The organism is Empedobacter sp. UBA7248, assembly GCF_002472945.1.
Classification (GTDB): domain Bacteria; phylum Bacteroidota; class Bacteroidia; order Flavobacteriales; family Weeksellaceae; genus Empedobacter; species Empedobacter falsenii_C.
This window is the reverse complement of sequence record NZ_DKSU01000003.1, coordinates 136,766-156,581: the sequence shown is the minus strand read 5'-3', so window position 1 is coordinate 156,581 and position 19,816 is coordinate 136,766. Positions and strand designations below refer to the sequence as shown.

25 protein-coding genes and 1 riboswitch are annotated in these 19,816 nt (G+C 31.2%); of the genes, 20 read left to right on the top strand and 5 right to left on the bottom strand.

Features of this window, described 5'->3' with window-relative positions:
* Positions 1-43: 43 nt before the first annotated feature.
* The 6 genes from B4A23_RS01740 to B4A23_RS01715 all read left to right on the top strand — a co-directional run bounded on the left by B4A23_RS01740 (position 44) and on the right by B4A23_RS01715 (position 3,911).
* Positions 44-799, top strand: coding sequence for a prolipoprotein diacylglyceryl transferase (locus B4A23_RS01740; protein WP_291116127.1), 756 nt, complete (start codon positions 44-46; stop codon positions 797-799).
* On the top strand, positions 796-1,029 hold the full coding sequence (locus tag B4A23_RS01735; protein WP_286500865.1) for a hypothetical protein: 234 nt from the start codon (positions 796-798) through the stop codon (positions 1,027-1,029). Before B4A23_RS01740 ends, B4A23_RS01735 begins: the two co-directional genes overlap by 4 nt.
* A gap of 269 nt (positions 1,030-1,298) precedes the next feature.
* The gene (locus B4A23_RS01730; RefSeq protein ID WP_291116124.1) at positions 1,299-2,708 is read left to right on the top strand and encodes a radical SAM protein; all 1,410 of its coding nucleotides are present in this window, start codon (positions 1,299-1,301) and stop codon (positions 2,706-2,708) included.
* 2 nt (positions 2,709-2,710) lie between these two features.
* The gene (locus B4A23_RS01725; protein WP_291116122.1) at positions 2,711-2,914 is read left to right on the top strand and encodes a hypothetical protein; all 204 of its coding nucleotides are present in this window, start codon (positions 2,711-2,713) and stop codon (positions 2,912-2,914) included.
* Positions 2,915-2,967: 53 nt separating this feature from the next.
* On the top strand, positions 2,968-3,288 hold the full coding sequence (locus B4A23_RS01720; RefSeq protein WP_291116118.1) for a hypothetical protein: 321 nt from the start codon (positions 2,968-2,970) through the stop codon (positions 3,286-3,288).
* 2 nt (positions 3,289-3,290) lie between these two features.
* Entirely contained in the window at positions 3,291-3,911 is a 621-nt protein-coding gene (locus B4A23_RS01715) for an SGNH/GDSL hydrolase family protein (RefSeq protein WP_291116115.1), read from the top strand.
* 3 nt (positions 3,912-3,914) lie between these two features.
* On the opposite strand, the gene B4A23_RS01710 is transcribed toward B4A23_RS01715, so the two are convergent.
* On the bottom strand, positions 3,915-4,118 hold the full coding sequence (locus tag B4A23_RS01710) for a hypothetical protein (protein WP_291116112.1): 204 nt from the start codon (positions 4,116-4,118) through the stop codon (positions 3,915-3,917).
* Positions 4,119-4,266: 148 nt separating this feature from the next.
* Positions 4,267-4,394: riboswitch (FMN riboswitch) on the top strand.
* Positions 4,395-4,526: 132 nt separating this feature from the next.
* On the opposite strand from B4A23_RS01710, the gene ribB reads away from it, so the two are divergent.
* From ribB to B4A23_RS01690, 4 genes are all read left to right on the top strand, one after another.
* Positions 4,527-5,189: a 3,4-dihydroxy-2-butanone-4-phosphate synthase gene (ribB, locus tag B4A23_RS01705; RefSeq protein WP_291116109.1), complete on the top strand. Its 663-nt coding sequence runs from the start codon at positions 4,527-4,529 to the stop codon at positions 5,187-5,189.
* 153 nt (positions 5,190-5,342) lie between these two features.
* Positions 5,343-6,599, top strand: a complete 1,257-nt coding sequence (locus B4A23_RS01700) for an MFS transporter (RefSeq protein WP_291116107.1) — start codon at positions 5,343-5,345, stop codon at positions 6,597-6,599.
* Positions 6,600-6,644: 45 nt separating this feature from the next.
* The gene (locus B4A23_RS01695) at positions 6,645-7,460 is read left to right on the top strand and encodes a hypothetical protein (protein WP_291116104.1); all 816 of its coding nucleotides are present in this window, start codon (positions 6,645-6,647) and stop codon (positions 7,458-7,460) included.
* 55 nt (positions 7,461-7,515) lie between these two features.
* Positions 7,516-8,196 (top strand): hypothetical protein, encoded by a 681-nt coding sequence (locus B4A23_RS01690; RefSeq protein ID WP_291116101.1) that lies wholly within the window; start codon positions 7,516-7,518, stop codon positions 8,194-8,196.
* Here B4A23_RS01690 and B4A23_RS01685 read toward each other — a convergent pair.
* Positions 8,193-9,038, bottom strand: coding sequence for a glycoside hydrolase family 25 protein (locus tag B4A23_RS01685; protein ID WP_291116098.1), 846 nt, complete (start codon positions 9,036-9,038; stop codon positions 8,193-8,195). The two genes, B4A23_RS01690 and B4A23_RS01685, sit on opposite strands and share 4 nt — an antisense overlap.
* 88 nt (positions 9,039-9,126) lie before the next feature.
* Here B4A23_RS01685 and menA point away from each other — a divergent pair, with 88 nt between their 5' ends.
* The 5 genes from menA (at position 9,127) to B4A23_RS01660 (ending at position 14,285) form a co-directional block, all read left to right on the top strand.
* Positions 9,127-10,053, top strand: coding sequence for a 1,4-dihydroxy-2-naphthoate octaprenyltransferase (menA, locus tag B4A23_RS01680; RefSeq protein ID WP_286511656.1), 927 nt, complete (start codon positions 9,127-9,129; stop codon positions 10,051-10,053).
* Between the two features lie 17 nt (positions 10,054-10,070).
* Positions 10,071-10,751: a metal-dependent hydrolase gene (locus tag B4A23_RS01675; RefSeq protein ID WP_291074075.1), complete on the top strand. Its 681-nt coding sequence runs from the start codon at positions 10,071-10,073 to the stop codon at positions 10,749-10,751.
* A gap of 107 nt (positions 10,752-10,858) precedes the next feature.
* A complete protein-coding gene (locus tag B4A23_RS01670; RefSeq protein WP_291116093.1) occupies positions 10,859-12,490 on the top strand; it encodes an ABC-F family ATP-binding cassette domain-containing protein in 1,632 nt (543 codons plus the stop codon).
* A 101-nt stretch (positions 12,491-12,591) separates the two neighbouring features.
* Entirely contained in the window at positions 12,592-13,395 is an 804-nt protein-coding gene (locus B4A23_RS01665; protein WP_291116090.1) for a helix-turn-helix domain-containing protein, read from the top strand.
* Between the two features lie 125 nt (positions 13,396-13,520).
* Positions 13,521-14,285, top strand: a complete 765-nt coding sequence (locus B4A23_RS01660) for a hypothetical protein (RefSeq protein WP_291116087.1) — start codon at positions 13,521-13,523, stop codon at positions 14,283-14,285.
* 33 nt (positions 14,286-14,318) lie between these two features.
* Here the strand turns inward: B4A23_RS01660 and B4A23_RS01655 are convergent, their stop codons facing one another.
* Entirely contained in the window at positions 14,319-14,903 is a 585-nt protein-coding gene (locus B4A23_RS01655) for a PhnA domain-containing protein (protein ID WP_291116084.1), read from the bottom strand.
* Positions 14,904-15,014: 111 nt separating this feature from the next.
* Between B4A23_RS01655 and B4A23_RS01650 the strand changes: the two genes are divergently transcribed.
* A complete protein-coding gene (locus B4A23_RS01650) occupies positions 15,015-15,866 on the top strand; it encodes an ATP cone domain-containing protein (protein WP_286500854.1) in 852 nt (283 codons plus the stop codon).
* A gap of 41 nt (positions 15,867-15,907) precedes the next feature.
* On the opposite strand, the gene B4A23_RS01645 is transcribed toward B4A23_RS01650, so the two are convergent.
* Entirely contained in the window at positions 15,908-16,375 is a 468-nt protein-coding gene (locus B4A23_RS01645; RefSeq protein WP_052217563.1) for a DUF4268 domain-containing protein, read from the bottom strand.
* 116 nt (positions 16,376-16,491) lie between these two features.
* On the opposite strand from B4A23_RS01645, the gene B4A23_RS01640 reads away from it, so the two are divergent.
* From B4A23_RS01640 to B4A23_RS01630, 3 genes are all read left to right on the top strand, one after another.
* On the top strand, positions 16,492-16,977 hold the full coding sequence (locus B4A23_RS01640; RefSeq protein ID WP_291116080.1) for a TlpA family protein disulfide reductase: 486 nt from the start codon (positions 16,492-16,494) through the stop codon (positions 16,975-16,977).
* Between the two features lie 74 nt (positions 16,978-17,051).
* On the top strand, positions 17,052-17,507 hold the full coding sequence (locus tag B4A23_RS01635; RefSeq protein ID WP_291116077.1) for a hypothetical protein: 456 nt from the start codon (positions 17,052-17,054) through the stop codon (positions 17,505-17,507).
* A gap of 1 nt (position 17,508) precedes the next feature.
* Positions 17,509-18,408 (top strand): MBL fold metallo-hydrolase, encoded by a 900-nt coding sequence (locus B4A23_RS01630; RefSeq protein WP_291116074.1) that lies wholly within the window; start codon positions 17,509-17,511, stop codon positions 18,406-18,408.
* Positions 18,409-18,467: 59 nt separating this feature from the next.
* Here the strand turns inward: B4A23_RS01630 and B4A23_RS01625 are convergent, their stop codons facing one another.
* Complete coding sequence (locus B4A23_RS01625) at positions 18,468-19,409, bottom strand: NAD(P)H-dependent flavin oxidoreductase (RefSeq protein ID WP_291116071.1); 942 nt, start codon at positions 19,407-19,409, stop codon at positions 18,468-18,470.
* A 170-nt stretch (positions 19,410-19,579) separates the two neighbouring features.
* Here B4A23_RS01625 and B4A23_RS01620 point away from each other — a divergent pair, with 170 nt between their 5' ends.
* Complete coding sequence (locus B4A23_RS01620) at positions 19,580-19,801, top strand: DUF2795 domain-containing protein (protein ID WP_019976296.1); 222 nt, start codon at positions 19,580-19,582, stop codon at positions 19,799-19,801.
* The last annotated feature ends 15 nt before the right edge of the window (positions 19,802-19,816 follow it).

The following is a 19,816-nucleotide window of genomic DNA, read 5'->3' as shown; positions in this document are numbered from 1 at the left end:
TTTCTATAAAATCAATTACATTTACCCAAAACCTAATTAATTTGTGACAATAGATTTTCCTGTTTCCATCGAAATTTTTGGACATTCAGTCTTAATTCATCCTATTCTCGAATCGGTCGGAATTTTTATTGCGATGCGTTATTATGCATTTCTTCGAAAACGTAACAAATCAAGTTTGTCTACAATTCAATCTTTCGGGATTATTATTGGCGCTTTAATTGGTGCACTTTTGGGATCCAAAATAATTGGAACATTAGAAAATCCTCAAGCTTTTTTGGATGCAGAAAACCAATTTTTCTTTTTCTGGACAAGTAATACAATTGTAGGAGGATTGACCTTTGGTTTAATCGGTGTTGAGTTAACAAAAAAAATAATTGGTCACAAAGAAAGCACAGGCGATTTGATTGTTTTTCCATTAATTTTAGCGATGATAATTGGTCGAATTGGGTGCTTTTTAACAGGTGTTTACGAACAAACGTATGGCATAGAAACAACTTCAATTTTCGGAATGGATTTGGGTGATGGATTGTTGCGTCATCCCGTTGCATTGTACGAAATTGTTTACCTTATTTTGATTTGGATAGTTTTGAAAATCGTTCAGAAAAAATATATTTATCCTTCCGGATATTTGTTTCAAGTCTTTATGCTGGCTTATTTTTTATTTCGTTTTTGTTTAGATTTTATCAAACCAATTCATCCACTATTTTTAGGTTTAAGTTCTATACAATTAACATGCGTTTGTGTCATAATTTATTATATCTTTAAGTTATTACAAACTAAACCTAAATACATAAAATGATCTACGCAGTTATTTTTGCAGAAGGCGGTCTTGGAAGTGATTTTATTTATATTATCATTGCGATTTTGTTAGTGATTGCGATTATTGGTGGTGCTGTTGGTACATTAATTTCACTAATTATTAACTCAATTTCTGGACATAGAAAAGAAACAAAATATTATTTAATGGTTTTCGGAATGTGTGCATTGATAACACTTATTATTTCGGGAATGATTTGTGGAGGAATGTAAGACGTAGCCAATGATAGCATATATTTTTTTACAAAATTTTATAAGTGAAGGAACTATAGAGTTCATTTTTTTTCTTGTTGTATTAGCTGTAATTCTTATAGCTTTTATAGGCTCAAGTCTTATTACTTTAATTTATAAATTAATTCAGAAAAATGTTAATCGAAAACGATTAATGTTATTGTTTTTTATATCATTTATTAGTTTAATCATTTTGATGTCAACTATTCTATATTTTATTATAGAAGATTTTATATACTCAAACTCATACTATGCCAGTTAGAAATTACTCTTATTACGATTATACAATAAGCCTTTGCCCAGAATGTTTGAAACGAGTTGGTGCAAAAATTATCATTGAAGACGAAAATGTTTTTATGACAAAACGTTGTCCAGATCATGGTTTCTTCAAAACTAAAATTGCAACTGATGTCGATTATTACAAAAACATCAGAAATTATAACAAAGCTTCGGAAATGCCTTTGCATTTTGGGACGGATGTCGAATATGGTTGTCCGTACGATTGCGGTTTGTGTGTAGATCACGAGCAGCATTCGTGTTTATCAATTGTTGAAGTGACGGATCGATGCAATTTGACATGCCCAACTTGTTATGCCATGTCGTCGCCACATTATGGTTCTCATCGTAGTTTGGAGCAGATTGAAGCAATGTTTGACACAATTGTAAAAAATGAAGGCGAACCAGATGTGGTGCAAATTAGTGGTGGCGAACCGACGATTCATCCGCAGTTTTTTGAGATTATGGAAATAGCCAAGTCAAAACCGATTAAACATTTGATGTTGAATACAAACGGAATTAGAATTGCAAATGATCCTGGTTTTGCCGAAAAATTAGCGACTTATGCACCAGAATTTGAAGTTTATTTACAATTTGATTCGTTCAAAAAAGAAGTTTTAGAAGATTTTCGAGGAAAAGATTTGACAGATGTTCGAATGAAAGCTTTAGAAAAATTGAATGAATTAAATCTTTCTACAACTTTAGTTGTTGTGTTGCAAAAAGATAAAAATATTGATGAAATTGGGAAGATTATTGATTTTGCGCTCAAACAAAAATGTGTACGTGGCGTGACGTTTCAACCTGTCGAAATTGCGGGAAGAAATAGAGATGATTCGGCTCACGAAAAAATTACATTGACAGAAGTTCGTCAAGAAATTATTGATCAATATCCACTTTTTAATTCAGATGATATTATTCCAGTTCCGTGCAATCCAGATGCTTTGGCGATGGGTTATATGCTGAAATTGAATGATGAGGTAATTCCGCTTACACGTTATATTAATCCTGCGGATTTGTTGAATAACGAATCAAAAAATACAATTGTATACGAACAAGATGAACAATTGAAAGTACAATTATTAGACATTTTTAGTACAGGAATTTCTGTTGATAAAGTGCAGCCAAAAGTGAATCAATTACTTTGTTGTTTACCAGAAGTTTGTGCGCCCGAATTGGATTTAGATTACGATAATTTGTTCCGAATAATCATTATGAATTTTATGGATGCACATGATTTTGATGTTCGTGCTGTCAAAAAATCTTGCGTACATATTGTCAACAAAGATTTGAAATTAATTCCATTCGAAACAATGAATTTATTTTATCGTGACGAAAAAGCTGCTTATTTAGAAGAATTGAGAAAAGAGGATAAAGTGTTATTTTAGTTATGGAAAATGCTCAAATAGAAGGAGAATTAAAATTATTTTGTGATAATTATAAAGGAATTTATAGAGAAAGAGAATATTGGTATTCGCCAAGAGCAATTATAAAACATAAAAATCAAGAAATTAATTTTATTATTACACAAGCTACAAACAGTCTGGAAATGTATCTTTGTCGTCATGTGATGCAAGAATATTTACGCAAATAGATTTAGTAAAATCAATTCATTTTGAAATTAAAAATAGGGAATTTTTAGATTCATTGGTTAATATAATCAAGCGACGAAAAAAGTTAGATATAATTGATGCTGATTTGAATGAGAAGTTTATTTTTTCTTCAAATAATAATCAAGAATTTCAAAAATTATTTACGGATGAAATTATTTTTCATTTGAAACAAATGAATGAAGTGAATATTTTTATAACAGATCAATTTGGGATTTGGGAAAAACCATATTTGAATGGAGAACATGATTTAGCTGCAAATTACAGCTCGATGAATTATAATGAAATGATTCTTAATCTTAAATTATTTCAATTAATTCTTGATCAAATGGAAAAATTAAATTGGATAAAACAATAAAAATGACAAATTGCTTATTTTTTGGTGATAGTATTACCTACGGCGAATATGACGGAGTTTTGGGAGGTTATGTAGAAATTTTGAAACGTTATTGTCATGCAGAATTTTATAACAACAATGTAAATGAAGTTAATTGTTTTAATCTCGGAATAGGAGGTGAGACAACTGAAGGGTTAATGAAGCGATTTGAAGTTGAGACAAAAGCGCGCTTTTCTCCTGACGAAAATCTAATTTTCTTTTTTTATGGCGCAAATGATTTGGCCGAAAAAAATGATGTAGAATTGGTTTCACTCGCTAATTTCGAATCAAATGTTTTTGAAGTAATTTCTCAAGCAAAAGAATTTACAGCTAACATTTATGTGATAAGTATTTTACCTATTTCTAAAACGATTGATGGAATAAAAGTTCCTGAATGTAAATTTCGTACAACTCAAAAAATTGAATTATTCAATCAAAAGCTAAAAGATTTAGCGCTTCAAAATCAAATAGAATTTATTGATATTTTCTCACGTTTTAATTCAACTAAAGAAGAATATCTTTCAAAAGATGGTATTCATCCAAATGAAAAAGGGTATAAATTTATCGCAAATCAAATAAAACCGATTGTTGAGAAATATTTGTAAAGTCTATTTTTGTTGAATTTGACTTCTGTAATAAGGAATGATATAATCTTTAAAAAATAAAAAAGTCATTGATCCAACTATACAGGTAAAGGGTGCGTTTTGGCTTGTTCCAGTTGGTGAGATATATGAAATTAATAATCCAACTAAATATCCGCATAAAGCGTAATAACTAAATTTTAGAATTATTTTTAAAGCTTTGTTTTTCATTTAATTAGTATTTTAATAAAGATATGATTTTAATTGATAGCAAACAAAATAATCTTTATTCATTATAAATAACTCATTTTGGTTTTGTAACTTTGTTCGTGAAAGTCTATGGTAATTTTTCAAATAAAAAATTAGTATTAACAAACGAAATTTTCTTCGGGGCAAGGCGAAATTCCTTACCGGCGGTAATAGTCCGCGACTCCTTTAACTTTGTTATGGGACTGATTTGGTGAAACTCCAAAACCGACAGTATAGTCTGGATGAGAGAAGAAAATTGAACACAACTGAAAGTCATGAGTGATAAGTATTAAGTTCTGAGTAAAAAACTCATGACTCGCAACTTTGAACTTATTACTTAACAATGTGTTTCGCCCTGAAGTGATGTTTCATGATAAAAACAAAAATCAAATGAAAACAATCACACAATTTGGCTCAACAGCCAACGAAAGAATTGCAAATGCAATTAAAGATCTACAAAACGGAAAAGGAATTTTATTAATTGATGATGAAAACCGCGAAAACGAAGGTGATATCATTTTTCCAGCTTCCACCATTACAGCACCAGATATGGCTTTGATGATTCACGAATGTAGCGGAATTGTTTGTCTGTGTATTTCGCAAGAAAAAGCAAATGAATTGGAGTTAAATCCGATGGTGGAGAATAACAATTCGCGCTTTCATACAGCATTTACAGTTACAATCGAAGCAAAAGAAGGTGTAACAACTGGTGTGTCTGCTGCGGATCGTGTACAAACGATTAAAACCGCGACTCATCCTCAAGCAAAACCGACTGATCTTAATCGTCCTGGACATGTTTTTCCTTTAATTGCTCGTCCAAAAGGCGTAATGGAGCGACGTGGACATACAGAAGGAAGCATTGATATTGTAAAATTGGCAGGTTTGGGGAATGAAGCAGTTTTGTGCGAATTGACAAATGTTGATGGTACAATGGCGAAAGTTCCGCAAATTATAGATTTTGCCGAAAAACATGAAATGACTGTTTTGACAATTGAGGACATTTACGAATATCGTCTTCAATTAGAGGAGAAAAAACAATTAGAATTCGCTTAAATTAAACAATAAAATACATCATAAACTTTCAAAAATCTTCGGGTAGAAATGCGCGAAGATTTTTTTTGATTTTATACAAATTTATTATCCAAAATCAAGGTAGTTTTGAATAAAATCAGTGTACATTTAAAAACTTAAAATTCAAATTACAAAATGACATCAGAGGAGAAAGTTCCATCCGTATGGAAAAATAAAGAATTTATTCCATTCATATTTTTAAGGTTTTCCTTAATCTTTGCTTTATTTATTCAGAGTACATCTGTTGCGTACGAAATTTTTAAAGTCACTCAGAAAGAAATTTTTCTTGGATTAATTGGTTTAGCCGAGTTTTTACCAATTCTTTTAACTGCTTTTTATGCGGGACAATTGGTTGATAAATTGGATAAACGGATGATCTTGGTACGAAGTATTGGTTGTTTCATGACCGCTTCTTTTGTATTGATGATTGTTAACTTTCCGTCTGTCAGAGAAGCAATAGGAATTCCTGTCTATTTGGGTATTTGTTATTTTGCATTTTTCATTTTGGGATTGACAAGATCTTTTAGTGGTCCAGCTTTATTTGCACTTTTAGCTTTAGTTGTCCGTAAAGAAAACTATACAAAAGCAATTCCAGTTTCTTCGTCTGCATTTATGATTGGATCAGTTTTAGGGCCTTTGGCAGGAGGAGTTATTTTAGCAAAATTTGGTATTGAAGCTGCTTTGATAACCGCTTTTACAATTATGTGTATTTCGATGGTCATGATATTGTTGATCTCTAAAAAACCAGCAGAAATATCTGAATCAGAATCAACAGAATCGCCAATGACACGTATCAAAGAAGGATTGAGATTTATATGGGGAACACCAATTATCTTAGCTGTTTTGAGTTTGGATATGTTTGCGGTTTTCTTTGGTGGAGCAGAATCGTTGTTGCCAGCTTTTGTAGAAAAAGTACTGAATCAAGGTTCTGAAGCTTTTGGTTTATTACGTTCAGCACATGGAATTGGATCTATTATAATGATGTTTTTCTTGTCAATGATTCCAAGTTTATTGAAAGGGAATGTTGGGCCAAAATTATTGGGAGCAGTCGCAATGTTTGGTGTTTGTATTATCTCTTTCGGATTTAGTCAAAATCTGTATTTATGTTTTGTTATTTTGATGTTTGGAGGTGCTTTTGATGCAATTTCGATGGTAATTCGTCAAAGTATTTTACAAATCAAAACGCCCGAAAATTTGAAAGGTCGTGTTTCATCTGTCAATTCAATATTTGTGAGCTCTTCTAACGAATTAGGAGCTTTAGAAAGTGGAATTGCCGCAACATTTTTAGGGTTAGTTCCAGGAATTATTTTTGGTGGAACAATGACAATTTTAACCGTAATTTTAATTGCATTTTTCATCAAACCTATTCGAAAAGTAACATTGGATAATTAAACTAGAAATTTTAAATAGTTTACTATTTTTACAGAAATTAACACAATGAAAAAGCTACTGTATTTATTGCCACTATTTTTGATTTGGTCTTGTAACGATGATGAAGAAACTATTCCTATAGACAATAATTCTTTTACAACTTATCCTAAAGGGTATTTTGTTGCGACAACAACTGGAATGGATACGATAAAATTAGAGTATCAAAATAACCAAGTTACAAAAAGAATAGGCGAATGGATAGCAGTTTATAACTCTATTGGATACGATAATATTTTTTCTAAATTGATAGAAACTCAAATTACTTATTCTGGTAATCAAGCTATTTTAAATAAAATTTCGAAAATGGAAGGTTATACAACGAAAGATTTGCTGACTTACAACCTTAATGGAAAACAAATTTTAGAAGGAATTTTTACTTATGAAAATAAACCGAATTACACAGAAAAATACGTTTATACTTACGAGAATAATCAAATAAAACATATTGATTTATTGGTTTCAGATAATAATTATAAAAATGATTTGAGAAGTCGTCGAGATTTTTATTTCAGTAAAAATGGAAATTTAGACAGTTTAGTTTTTCGTGAATCAACACATGATTACAATGATATCGTCTCTCCATTCATTGATTATAAAATAAAAAAACGAAATGTGACTACGTTTTCTAATTATGATCAATCTCAAAATCCTTTTCAGAATTTAAGTTTATTTTTAGATTTATACTACAAGTCTTTATCGAAAAATAATTTTAGAAAAATGGAAACGATTCAATATGATGAAGAAGGCAAGCCTTCGCTTGGAATTTCGACATCAACTTGGGATTATGAATATATTAATGGAGAAGTAAAGGTTTTAAAATAAAGGAAAGCGAATCAAACGATTCGCTTTTTTGTTATCTTTAAGAAAATAATTATCAATGAAATCTATTGTTTACTTTTTACTTTTAGGATTTGTTTTGTTAAGTTGTAAGCGAGAATTATCGCAAGATGAACTCGATAAATTGCGTCAAGATTCTATTAATCAAAAGATTTTGGCAATGGGAATGAATGCAGATTCTTCGTTTTCTTATAGAAAGTACGAGAAAGCTTTAGATGATTATTATAGTAAAGATTCTTTAATACCAGAACCTCCTTTTGATTTTGCTGAAGATCAATTTATATTTTATAATGATACTTTAATCTACTATTATAATAATGAGTTTCCTTATGATGAAATGTGCGGAACCGAAGCATTATCGAATTTTAATGATAAAAAAATCACAGAGCTATTTAAAGTTAAAAAGAAAGATTTAATTCTAATAAAATCAGATACAATAATTGATTTTATTAAAAGAATTGAACAGAAAACTGAAAAAGATAGAAGAATTCCAAAATCTATTATTATAGGAATAAATAAAGATTCAATTAAAAGTAAAGAGCTTCAAAAATTAAGAAATTATCTGATAAATACTAAATTACGTTACACTTATCGTCCACTTTCAACGCGCGAACGTTTGGTAGCCGATGTGAAATTCAATAATACTTCCGAAGATTTTTCTAAAATAAATTGGGATAGTGCTTATCATGTAGATTTTAGGAAATTTTATCCAGAAAACTAAAGTGTCAATCCTTCCAAATCATCAATGGTTCCGTTGTAGATATTCACATCAACTTTATAACGTTTTACACCATCTATGGTTGCTTTTTCGGTAAATTGCCAAAAATCCCAATGACCTTTCATTTCTTGCACCCAAAAATTGTAATTGGCAATCCAAATAATATAACCATCAAAATGATCTTGTAAATAATCTTCGAAATATTTGTCCGACGTATAAATAATCGGTTTGATATCGTAATGCTCCTCAACAATTTTGCACCAATTCTTGATTCCTTCCACCAAACGATCCATAGATTGTGTTTTCGGTAAGGTTTCAATATCCAAAACTGGAGGCAAATCACCATTTTCTAATTTTACTTTTGCGATAAAATTTTGTGCTTGTAAAGTCGAATTTTCATCTGGACGATAAAAATGATAAGCGCCACGCAAAATATTATTTTTTTTAGCACCTTCCCAATTATCTTCAAAAGTCTCATCAATAGACGAAGTTCCCATCGTAGAACGGATAAAAGCAAAATTTATCGGATACAAATTGTAAATCGTATGCATTTTCGTCCAATCAATTTTTCCTTGATAATGCGAAACATCAACACCAAAAGTTTTGAGATAATATTTATCCATCACCTCAATATTTCGGATATCAAACTTTGTAACTTTATCATCAACCAATTTTTCACCTTTCAGCGATTTTTCTACAACAGAAAAATAGTAATGTATACCATGGCGATAACGATACGCAAAAAAAATAACACACAAAATCAGCAAACTAATCACATAAGTCGAAAGTTTGATTTTTTTTAATGTATTAAAAATAGATTGTTGTGTTTTCTTTTTACGAGGCATTTTAGTAGTTGAAATAGATAAATTCTATGCAATATTACTTCAATTTTCGATGATAAAAAAAGTAAAATCTTCATTATCTTTGTTCAGTATGAAAAAATGGATATTAGCCGCAAGGCTTCGCACATTACCACTTTCTTTGAGTGGATTATTATTGGCTGGATTTATTGCAAAATCAGAAGGAATCTTTCGAAATGATATATTTTTCTTATCACTTTTAACAACTTTGGCTTTCCAAATTTTATCAAATTTCGCAAACGATTATGGCGATGCGGTAAAAGGAACAGACGCAAATAGAGTAGGAGAACAGCGTGCTGTAGCATCTGGATTGATTACACAAAACCAAATGAAAGTTGCCATCGGAATTATGATTGCGATTTCTTTAGTTTGCGTTGCAGCATTGTTGTATGTTTCTTTTTATCCAAATGATATGAAATATATTTACATTTTTCTTGGCTTGGGTGTTGCGTCTATTTTTGCAGCAATGGCTTATACAATGGGAAAAAAACCATACGGATATATTGGTTTAGGTGATGTTTTTGTGTTTTTATTCTTTGGAATTTTAGCTGTTGCGGGCGGGGAATTTTTATATTCTAAAGTTTTTCAATGGCAAATTTTATTACCTGCAGCTTCGATGGGATGTTGGAGTGTGGCAGTGTTAAATTTGAACAATATGCGCGATGTGAAAAATGATGTCAAAAACAATAAAATTACGGTTGCATCAAAATTAGGATTTCAAAAAAGTAAATATTACCAAATGGCTTTAATGACGATTCCTTTTGCATTAAGCGCATTATATGTAACGATGTCACCACTTAAACAAGGTAAATTATCTGGTTTTGTATTTTTAATTTTAATCTTTTTTGCGAACGCCATTCGTCGTCAAATTTTCGCAGTAAAAGACCCAAAAGATTTCGATCCATTCTTGAAACAAGTAGCAATGTTAGCTTTATTTTTCGCTGTATTATTAGGATATAGCTTAATCGGTTTCGATTTTATTGATACTTTAATTCGTTAATCACAAAAAAATATATAATGAAAATTCAATACTTAGGACATGCCTCGCTTGCGATTGAAGCAAACGGCAAACACATTGTTGTTGATCCATTTATTACACCAAATGAATTAGCAAAAAACATCGATTTCAAAAGTTTAAAAGCGGATTATATTGTCATTACGCATGCGCATCAAGATCATGTGTATGATGTGGAAGAATTGGCAAAACGAACAGGCGCTTTGATTATTTCGAATGCAGAAATTGCTTCTTATTATTCGGAAAGAGGTTTGAAAGCACACGGAATGAATACGGGCGGTAAATTTAGTTTTGACTTTGGTTCGATTCAATCGACGATTGCATTTCATTCGAGTTCATTTGCTGATGGAACGTATGGAGGAGATCCAAATGGCTACATTATCGAAAGTGAAGGAAAGCGTGTTTACATCGCTGGTGATACAGCTTTGACGTACGAAATGAAGTTGATTCCAGATACAATTGGACAACTTGATTTAGCAATTTTACCAATCGGAGATAACTTTACGATGGGTGCAAAAAGTGCTTCTATTGCGGCAGAATATGTACAAGCAACTAAGGTTTTGGGTTATCATTACGATACATTTCCACCAATTAAAATTGATAAAGCAGAAGCAAAATCTATTTTCTTTTCGCGCCATATTCAATTGATTTTATTAGAAATTGGTGAAGATTTAACAGTTTAAGAAATTCTTTACAACATATTAAAGCTCGAGATTATCTCGAGCTTTTTTTATTTAAATTATTCTCACTCGAAAAAGATTATCTTTGCCGCAATTATTCGATAAAATTTATGATTACAGTTAATGATATTGCCGTTCAATTCGGTTCTTCAACGTTGTTTAGTGGAGTTAGTTTTGTGATAAACGAAAATGACAAAATTGCCTTAATGGGTAAAAATGGAGCAGGAAAATCTACTTTACTTAAGATTGTTGCAGGAATCAATAAACCTTCTTTGGGAAATATTTCAGCGCCAAAAGATGCGGTAATTGCTTATTTACCACAACATTTGTTGACCGAAGATAATTGTACTGTTCGCGAAGAAACGTCGAAAGCTTTTGCTGAATATTTATCAATGAAAAATGAAATTGATGAATTAAATGAGCAGTTAACTGTACGAACTGATTATGAAAGTGATGATTATATGAAGTTAATCGAACGCGTTTCGGAAGTCAGTGAAAAATTTTATTCGATAGAAGAAGTGAATTACGAAGCCGAAGTGGAAAAGGTTTTGAAAGGAATGGGATTTGCGCAAGAAGATTTGGATCGATCAACTTCTGAGTTTTCGGGAGGTTGGCGTATGCGAATCGAATTGGCTAAAATTCTTTTGCGCAAACCAGATTTGATTTTATTAGATGAGCCTACAAATCACTTGGATATCGAATCTATTCAATGGTTAGAGGATTTCTTGAAAAATCAAGCCAAAGCTGTTATGGTGATTTCGCACGACCGCACATTTGTTGATAATATTACGAATCGTACAATCGAAGTGACAATGGGGCGAATTTATGATTACAAAGCCAAATATTCTGACTATTTAGTGTTGCGTCAAGATCGTAGAATTCATCAACAAAAAGCTTATGATGAACAACAAAAATTCATTGCTGAAAATAAATTATTTATCGAACGTTTTCGTGGAACTTTCTCTAAAACAGAACAAGTGCAATCGCGCGTTCGTATGTTGGAAAAGCTAGATATTATTGAAGTTGATGAGGTTGATACTTCAGCTTTGAAATTGAAATTCCCTGCAGCTGCTCGTTCGGGACAATATCCTGTTGTAGTCGAAAATTTAGATAAATCGTATGGCGATCATATTGTGTTTAAAGATGCGAATATGGTAATTGAACGAGGACAAAAAGTAGCGTTAGTTGGTAAAAATGGCGAAGGAAAATCAACAATGATTAAAGCTATTATGAATGAAATTGATTTCGAAGGAAAATTAGAAATAGGTCATAATGCACAAATCGGATATTTTGCTCAAAATCAAGCTGCTTTATTAGATGAAGATTTAACTATTTTCGAAACTGTAGACCGCATTGCAGAAGGTGATATCAGAACACAAATCAAAAGTATTTTGGGCGCATTTATGTTCAAAGGTGATGATGTCGACAAGAAAGTAAAAGTGCTTTCTGGTGGAGAAAAAACGCGTTTGGCAATGGTAAAATTGTTGTTAGAGCCTTATAATGTCTTGATTTTAGATGAGCCAACAAATCACTTGGATATGAAAACAAAAGATATCATCAAAGATGCATTGAAAGAATTTGAAGGAACGGTAATTTTAGTTTCCCATGATCGTGATTTCTTAGATGGGTTGGCAGAGAAAGTTTTCGAGTTTGGAAATAAACGTGTCAAAGAACATTTTGAAGATATCAAAGGTTTTCTTGCAACAAAGAAAATGGAAAACTTGAAAGAAATAGAAAAATAAATTCAATTTTAGATATACAAAAAATCCTTAAAATGAGTTTTAAGGATTTTTTTAATGTTTCAAATTACCTTTACATTTAAAGAGATTACGGACTTTCTATTATGAATATTGAATACTACAAGCCGAAAAATAAAATTTTACAGAAATATGTAGATGGATACTATTTTATACAAGAAGATAAGCAATCTGAAAGTGTAGAATATGAGACATTTCCGAATAATAATATCTTTTATACAATCAATAAAAATACCATTGTAAAGGAGGAAAAAGAGAATATTTTTCTTAGTTTTTCTGACGATAATACGATTATTGGTTCTTTGGTTTTGAGTTATTCGAAGCCGATGAGAATTTTTTATACGAATTTGTTCGACGAAATTACGATTTGTTTTAAACCATTAGGAATATTTCATTTTGATGTAACTAATTTTAATTCAGGAAGTAAAAAGACATTAATTGATTATAATTTGTTTGAAGATATAACAGAGTTTTCTGCCAAATTATTTGATTTAACGAGGAATGAAAAGGCAATTGAGTTAGAAAAATATTTGATTTCAAAGTTGATAGAAGTTGATTTATCTTTTATGGAAAATATAATTAGAGATGTTGAAAATGAAATTAAAATCGAAGATATTTCAACTAAATATTCAATTTCAAGGCAATATTTGAACCGAATTTTCAAGAAACATTTAGGAAAATCTCCTTCTGAATATAGAAAAGTGTATCGATTCAGAAATTCTTTACTCAATAAAAAAGAAAGTAAAAATTTAACTGAATTGTCATCAAATGATTATTACGATCAATCACATTTTATCAAAGATTTCAAATCAATTACAAAACTAAAACCAAATCAATTTTTTAAGGAAGTTGATTTAGAAAAGGACACACTTTTGAAATTTTTTGATTAGTTTACATTCTTACAATTTTGAATCTTTTTATTAAAATAGTTTAGCTAATAAATTATTGTTACATGATCAATTGGAAAAAGATTCACTATTTTACTTATACATTTTGTCGCTATTTTTTAGCAACCATGATTATTTCTTACGCTTTTGCAAAAATTTTTGAAACTCAATTTATATCGCAACCAAGCGTCTATGACAAACCAATAGGAAATCTTTCAGGATTTGAACTTACGTGGTTTTATTATGGTTATTCATATTGGTATGGTTTAATCATCGCCTCAATGCAAATTATCAGTTCTTTGCTTTTATTTTTTAGGCAAACAACAAGAATTGGAATCATTATTTTCTTAACGTTTATGGTTAATATTTTGCTGATGGATTTTGCTTATGATATTGATGGGGCAAAAGGAATGGCAGTCGTTTTAACGATGATGGCGTTATTTGTTTTTCTGTCTGATTATAAGGAATTGATTAAATATTTTTTTAAAACTCCTCCTTTATTTGAGGAGCAAAGAACTGCTAAAATCAATAAAATAAGTAAACTGAAATTTATCTATATTCCTCTAGTTTTCATTGGATTCTTTGTTTTGATTACAACGTTAAAAGATAAATTTTTAAGTCAAAATCAATTTTTTGGAGCTTGGGAAAATGTAGAAAATAATGAACGAATTTATTTTGAATCTGCTAATACATTTCTAAAAGTGAATAATTCTACATTTAAACCAATTAATTCAGGAATGTATGATTTTGAAAAAGATTCAATTTATTTAAAAGGAATGCAAGAGGAAAATCAAACTCCTGAAATTATTCTTAAAGGAAAATTTAGTATCAATAATAATGTATTGAAAATAGAGACTGCTAAAGGAGTTGAAATTTATAAAAGAATTAGATAAAAACAAAAAATCCACTCAACTGAGTGGATTTTTTTATGCTTGCTTCTTCACGAACTTCGTTAAAATAACGATTAATTGTCCGTCAACTTTACCTTCAATTTGTTCGGTATTATGATGAACTAGACGAATATTTCTTACAGCAGTTCCAATTTTTGCATTGATAGAAGAACCTTTTACATCTAAGTCTTTAATCAATGTCACCGTATCTCCATTCACCAAAATATTTCCGTTGCTATCCTTGTGCAAATCGACACTTCCGTCACCTTCGTGATCACCAGACGCTTTTGCCCACTCCATATTTTCGTCATCCAAATACATCATATCCAAAGCATCAGCAGCCCAAGATTCGTTTCTAAAACGATTTAGCATTCGCCAAGAAATCACTTGTACAGCAGGAATTTCGCTCCACATAGAAGAAAGTAAAAATGATTCCCAAAATGAAGCATCTAATTCCTCTTTCTTTTCAATTTGGTTGATACATTTTTGTGTAATGTAAACATTTCGATCAGGATTGCTACTCGCATCAGGATTTACTTCATAAATAGCTAAATTTTCTGTAACACCCGTCAATTCGCATTGGTTACCACTTCTTTCTTGTAAAAATGTATCTAATTTCATGTATTGATTTTAAAACTTTTGCAAAGATAACCTTTATTTAGAATTTAAACTTTTGAGGTATTTTAATCAGAATTATTTAAATTCGTTAAGAATAAAATTCAACCTTAATATATGTTAGTAAAGAAAAACTCGGGCGAGTTAATCCCATATGATCCAAAAGCTTTAAAACGTTCATTAACGAAATCTGGTGCAAAAAAAGAGGAAGTTGAAGAAGTTTTCGAATTAGTTTCGAAAGATCTTTATGACGGAATTCCGACAAGAGAATTGTATCGTATAGCTTTTGCTCATCTCAAAAATTATAGAAATTCGTATGCAGCGCGTTATAGCCTAAAACGAGCTTTGAGAGATTTGGGACCAGAAGGTTATTATTTCGAAAAGTGGATTGGAAAAGTGATGCAAGCAGCAGGATATCAATCGTTGCATTCGGAAATTGTGCAAGGAAATGCGGTGACGCACGAAATAGATGTGGTGGCTTCTAAGGGAGATCAATTGCTTTTCTGTGAATGTAAATTTAGAAATGACGAAGATGCCAAAATTTCGGTGACAACGCCGATGTATTTTTTATCGCGAATGAAAGATGTAGAAAGTCATACGTATCATTTTTTTGGACGAGATATGAAACCAACAAAAGGTTTCTTGGTAACGAATGCGTATTTAACGACGGATAGTATAGATTTTGCAAATTATTATGGAATTGGATTGATTTCTTGGGATTATCCTGAAACAAATAGTATCAAATATTTGGTTGATAATGCGGCTTTATATCCAATTACGTGTTTAACGACTTTGACGCCAGAACAAGAAAAAGTTCTTTTGTCAAAAGAATGCATTTTGGTGAAAGATTTACAACAAAATAATAAGTTTTTAGATTCATTAAACTTATCTAAAGAACAACGAAACGAAGTTTTGGAAGAAACGAATGAATTATTAGAAATCGAGAATTTTACGTGCGAAATTGCTTAAACTGAAATAAAAAAGAAGCTCAATATTGAGCTTCTTTTGCTTTATAATTCTTTGAAAATCTCAAAACTATCTTTGTGATCGCACCAAAATTCGTCCAAATTAATCATTCGATCTTTTAGAAACGGAATAATTTGCGGCCAATCAGTCTCTCTAAAAATACTAATGTTTTCTAAACGCATTTTTATCGTCGAAATCATTTTTCCATCTTCGTCATAATCTTCTTTTGTCCAAATCCATTTTTCGCCAAGATAACTTTCCAAAACATTTTCATATTCCTCAAACTGTTCATAAATCATCAGTTGAACGGACGGATCTGGATGTGAAATTTCAATAGAAACCTCCGCAAACTTGCGTTCGACATCTGTTCTAAAATAAACACCTTTTACATCCGTTTTGTAATTTATCCAATTAATACGCGTTCCTTCGGCATTCATTTGCAATTTCATATACGTTCCATACGAAATCCAAAAATCCTTTTTTATGCGATAAGCATCTTCTTTTGAAAACAAATTGATTATTTTTTTACAAAAATCGGTTTAATATTCTATTCAACAAAATTTCGAGAAAAATAGCTTGGATTGATTCTTGTTCTATAAATTTGAACAAATATTTTTAAAAAATAAATATGAAACTATTTTCTTTCCTAGGTTTAATGGGAATTTTGGCTTTTTCTACTGTAAATGCACAATCTGTAGAAACGGTAAAATATGAAGCTTTGCACGAAAAAATAGCAAATTATAAAGATCAAGTTGTGGTGGTTAATTTTTGGGCAACGTGGTGTGCGCCTTGTGTAGAGGAGATTCCAGCGTTTATGGAAATTAATGAAAAATACAAAGACAATCCAAATTTCAAGATGTTGTTGGTTTCGTTGGATCGACCAAAAATTATCGATAAAGTAAAGAAATTTATGCTTGACAATAAGATAAATGCAGAAGTTGTTTTGTTGGATGATACCAAACGAATGAATGAATGGATTCCGTCATTTGATTCGAAATGGGCAGGAAATATTCCTGTAACAATCATTTATAATAAAGGCGAGAAAAAGGTTTTCCATGATCAAGCCATGACAAAATTCGAATTAGAAGATTACATTACCGAATATCTTAATTAAACGATAAAACTCCTGAAAATACTTTTAGGATTTTTTTATTTTTTGTAAGTTTATACTAATATAAAACTACAAAAATGAATAAAAAACATATCAGAAAAGATGTTATTCAACATTTAATTCAATTGAAACAAGATGAAATTAATGCGTTGAAAGAATCTGAACGAATTTATGCAGAAGGTGCAGATTTAGACGAAGAATCAAGTTTAGAGTTAGATGATTTTGCGCAACAGAGTCAGTCAACTGATGCAGCGAGAAGTTTACGAGTTCGTATCAATCAAGCAACTGAAGATTTAGAAAATTTCAAAGCGTTAAAACCTGAATTGATTGACGAAATTACAGAAGGAAATGTTGTGTTTACAGATAAAGTGAATTTTGTAATTGGTTTATCTTTCAAAGATTTTGAATGGGAAAATAAAAAGTTTGTTGGGATTAGTACGCAAGCACCCATTTTTGATGCTTTAGTTGGAAAACGAGCTGGAGATAAATTAGAATTTAATGGAATCAATTATACCATAGAAGAAATATTATAACATGCCAAAAATACATACAATCGATCTTAATTTTCAGAATGAAAACGAAGCAATCGCAACTTATTTAATCGAAACAGAACAAGGACCAATTTTGGTTGATCCAGGACCATATTCAACTTTTGAAAATTTGAAAGCGGGAATCGAAGCGTTAGGTTGGCGAGTAATCGATATCGAAAACATATTAATTACACATATTCATTTTGATCATGCTGGTGCTGCATGGAAATTTACAGAACATGGCGCAACAATTTTCTTAAATCCGATTGGTTTACCACATCTGAAAAATCCTGAGAAATTGTGGGAATCTGCAAAAATGATTTATGGCGATGATATGGATCGTTTGTGGGGAGAAATGAAACCAATTGACGAAGAATATTTGGTTGGTTTGGCAGATGGACAAAGTGTTGAGTTTGGCGATGCTGTTTTTCAGACTGTTTATACGCCTGGACACGCTGTTCATCACAATGCTTATGTGTTGGATGATGTTATTTTTACAGGTGATGTAGCAGGAGTGAAGATCGAAAACGGACCTGTTGTGCCGCCTTGTCCGCCACCAGATATTAATATCGAATTGTGGAAAGAATCGATTGCTAAATTGAAAAAAATTAATGCAAAAGGAATTTATCCGACGCATTATGGCTATCACGAAGATTTAGAAAATCATTTTGATCAATTAGAAAAATCGTTGGATGATTGGTCAAATTATATCAAACCAATGTATGATGATCAAATTCTGACCGAAGAAATTGTCCCAGTTTTTGTTGATCATGTCACAAAAAACTATAAAGATTTAGGTTTGACAGAAGATCAAATTCAGGTGTATGAATATGCCAATCCATGCTGGATGTCTGTTAATGGACTAATGCGTTATTGGAAATTAAAAGAACAAGGAAGATTATAAAACGAAAAGCTGTCAAATTTTGACAGCTTTTTTTATATTGTTTAAAAGTTAAATGATGGTTATAATCGAATTAATTTATCTTTTGCAACTTGATAATCTACTAATAAGTCGTCAAAAACTTCTGCAACTGTCGGAATAGAATCTATTAATGAAGAAACTTGACCAATTTCTAATTCTCCATTCACCAAATCACCTTCAAACATTCCTTTCTTAGAACGGCCTCTACCCAAAAGCTCTTTCAATTCTTCAGTGGTTGTGCCTTGTTGATATTTTTCTTGAACTTGTGTATAAAATTCGTTTTTAATTAATCGAACAGGAGCCAATTCTTTCAATGTAAGTTGCGTATCACCTTCTTGAGCATTTACAATCACATCTTTGAAAGCTTGATTCGCAGACGATTCTTGCGTTGCAGCAAAACGAGAACCAATTTGTACTCCATCTGCACCTAATGCAAATGCTGCCAAAATTTGAGAACCTGTTCCAATTCCTCCAGCAGCAATTAACGGAATATCGATTTGACGTTTCACATTCGGAATAAGACAAAGTGTAGTCGTTTCTTCTCTGCCATTATGTCCACCAGCTTCAAAACCTTCTGCCACGACAGCATTGACACCTGCATCTTGTGATTTTTGTGCAAATTTGGCACTACTGACAACATGCGCAACAGTTATTCCTTCTTTTTTTAAAGTTTCTGTCCACGTTTTTGGATTTCCAGCAGAAGTAAAAACAACTTTTACATCTTCCTCCACAATAATCTGCATAATTTCTTCAATATTCGGATAAAGCATTGGAACATTAACGCCAAAAGGATGATTTGTAGCAGCTTTACATTTCTTTATATGCTCGCGTAAAACATCAGGATACATGCTTCCAGCACCTATTAAACCTAGTCCTCCAGCATTACTTACAGCTGACGCTAATCGCCAACCACTATTCCAAATCATACCACCTTGAATAATTGGGTATTTTATTGCAAATAATTTTGTTATATTCGTGTCCATTTTCGTTATATTTAGGCATAAAATTAAATAAATATAGAGAACGAAAAAATTTAATTTTAACATAAATACTGACAGTTTGACTTTGGCAGATTATTTGATTTGCAAAAAATCAAATTTTAGAAAATAAATTAGAGTTTAATTGTCTCTACTAATAATAAAAAATATAAGCTATGTATTGGACTTTAGAATTAGCATCTTATTTAAGTGATGCACCTTGGCCAGCAACAAAAGATGAATTAATTGATTACGCAATTCGTACTGGTGCACCTTTGGAAGTTGTAGAAAACTTACAATCTATTGAGGATGAAGGAGATTCTTACGAAAGCATTGAAGAAATTTGGGCTGACTATCCAACGGACGACGATTTCCTTTGGAACGAGGACGAATATTAAAAATAAAAAAGCCCA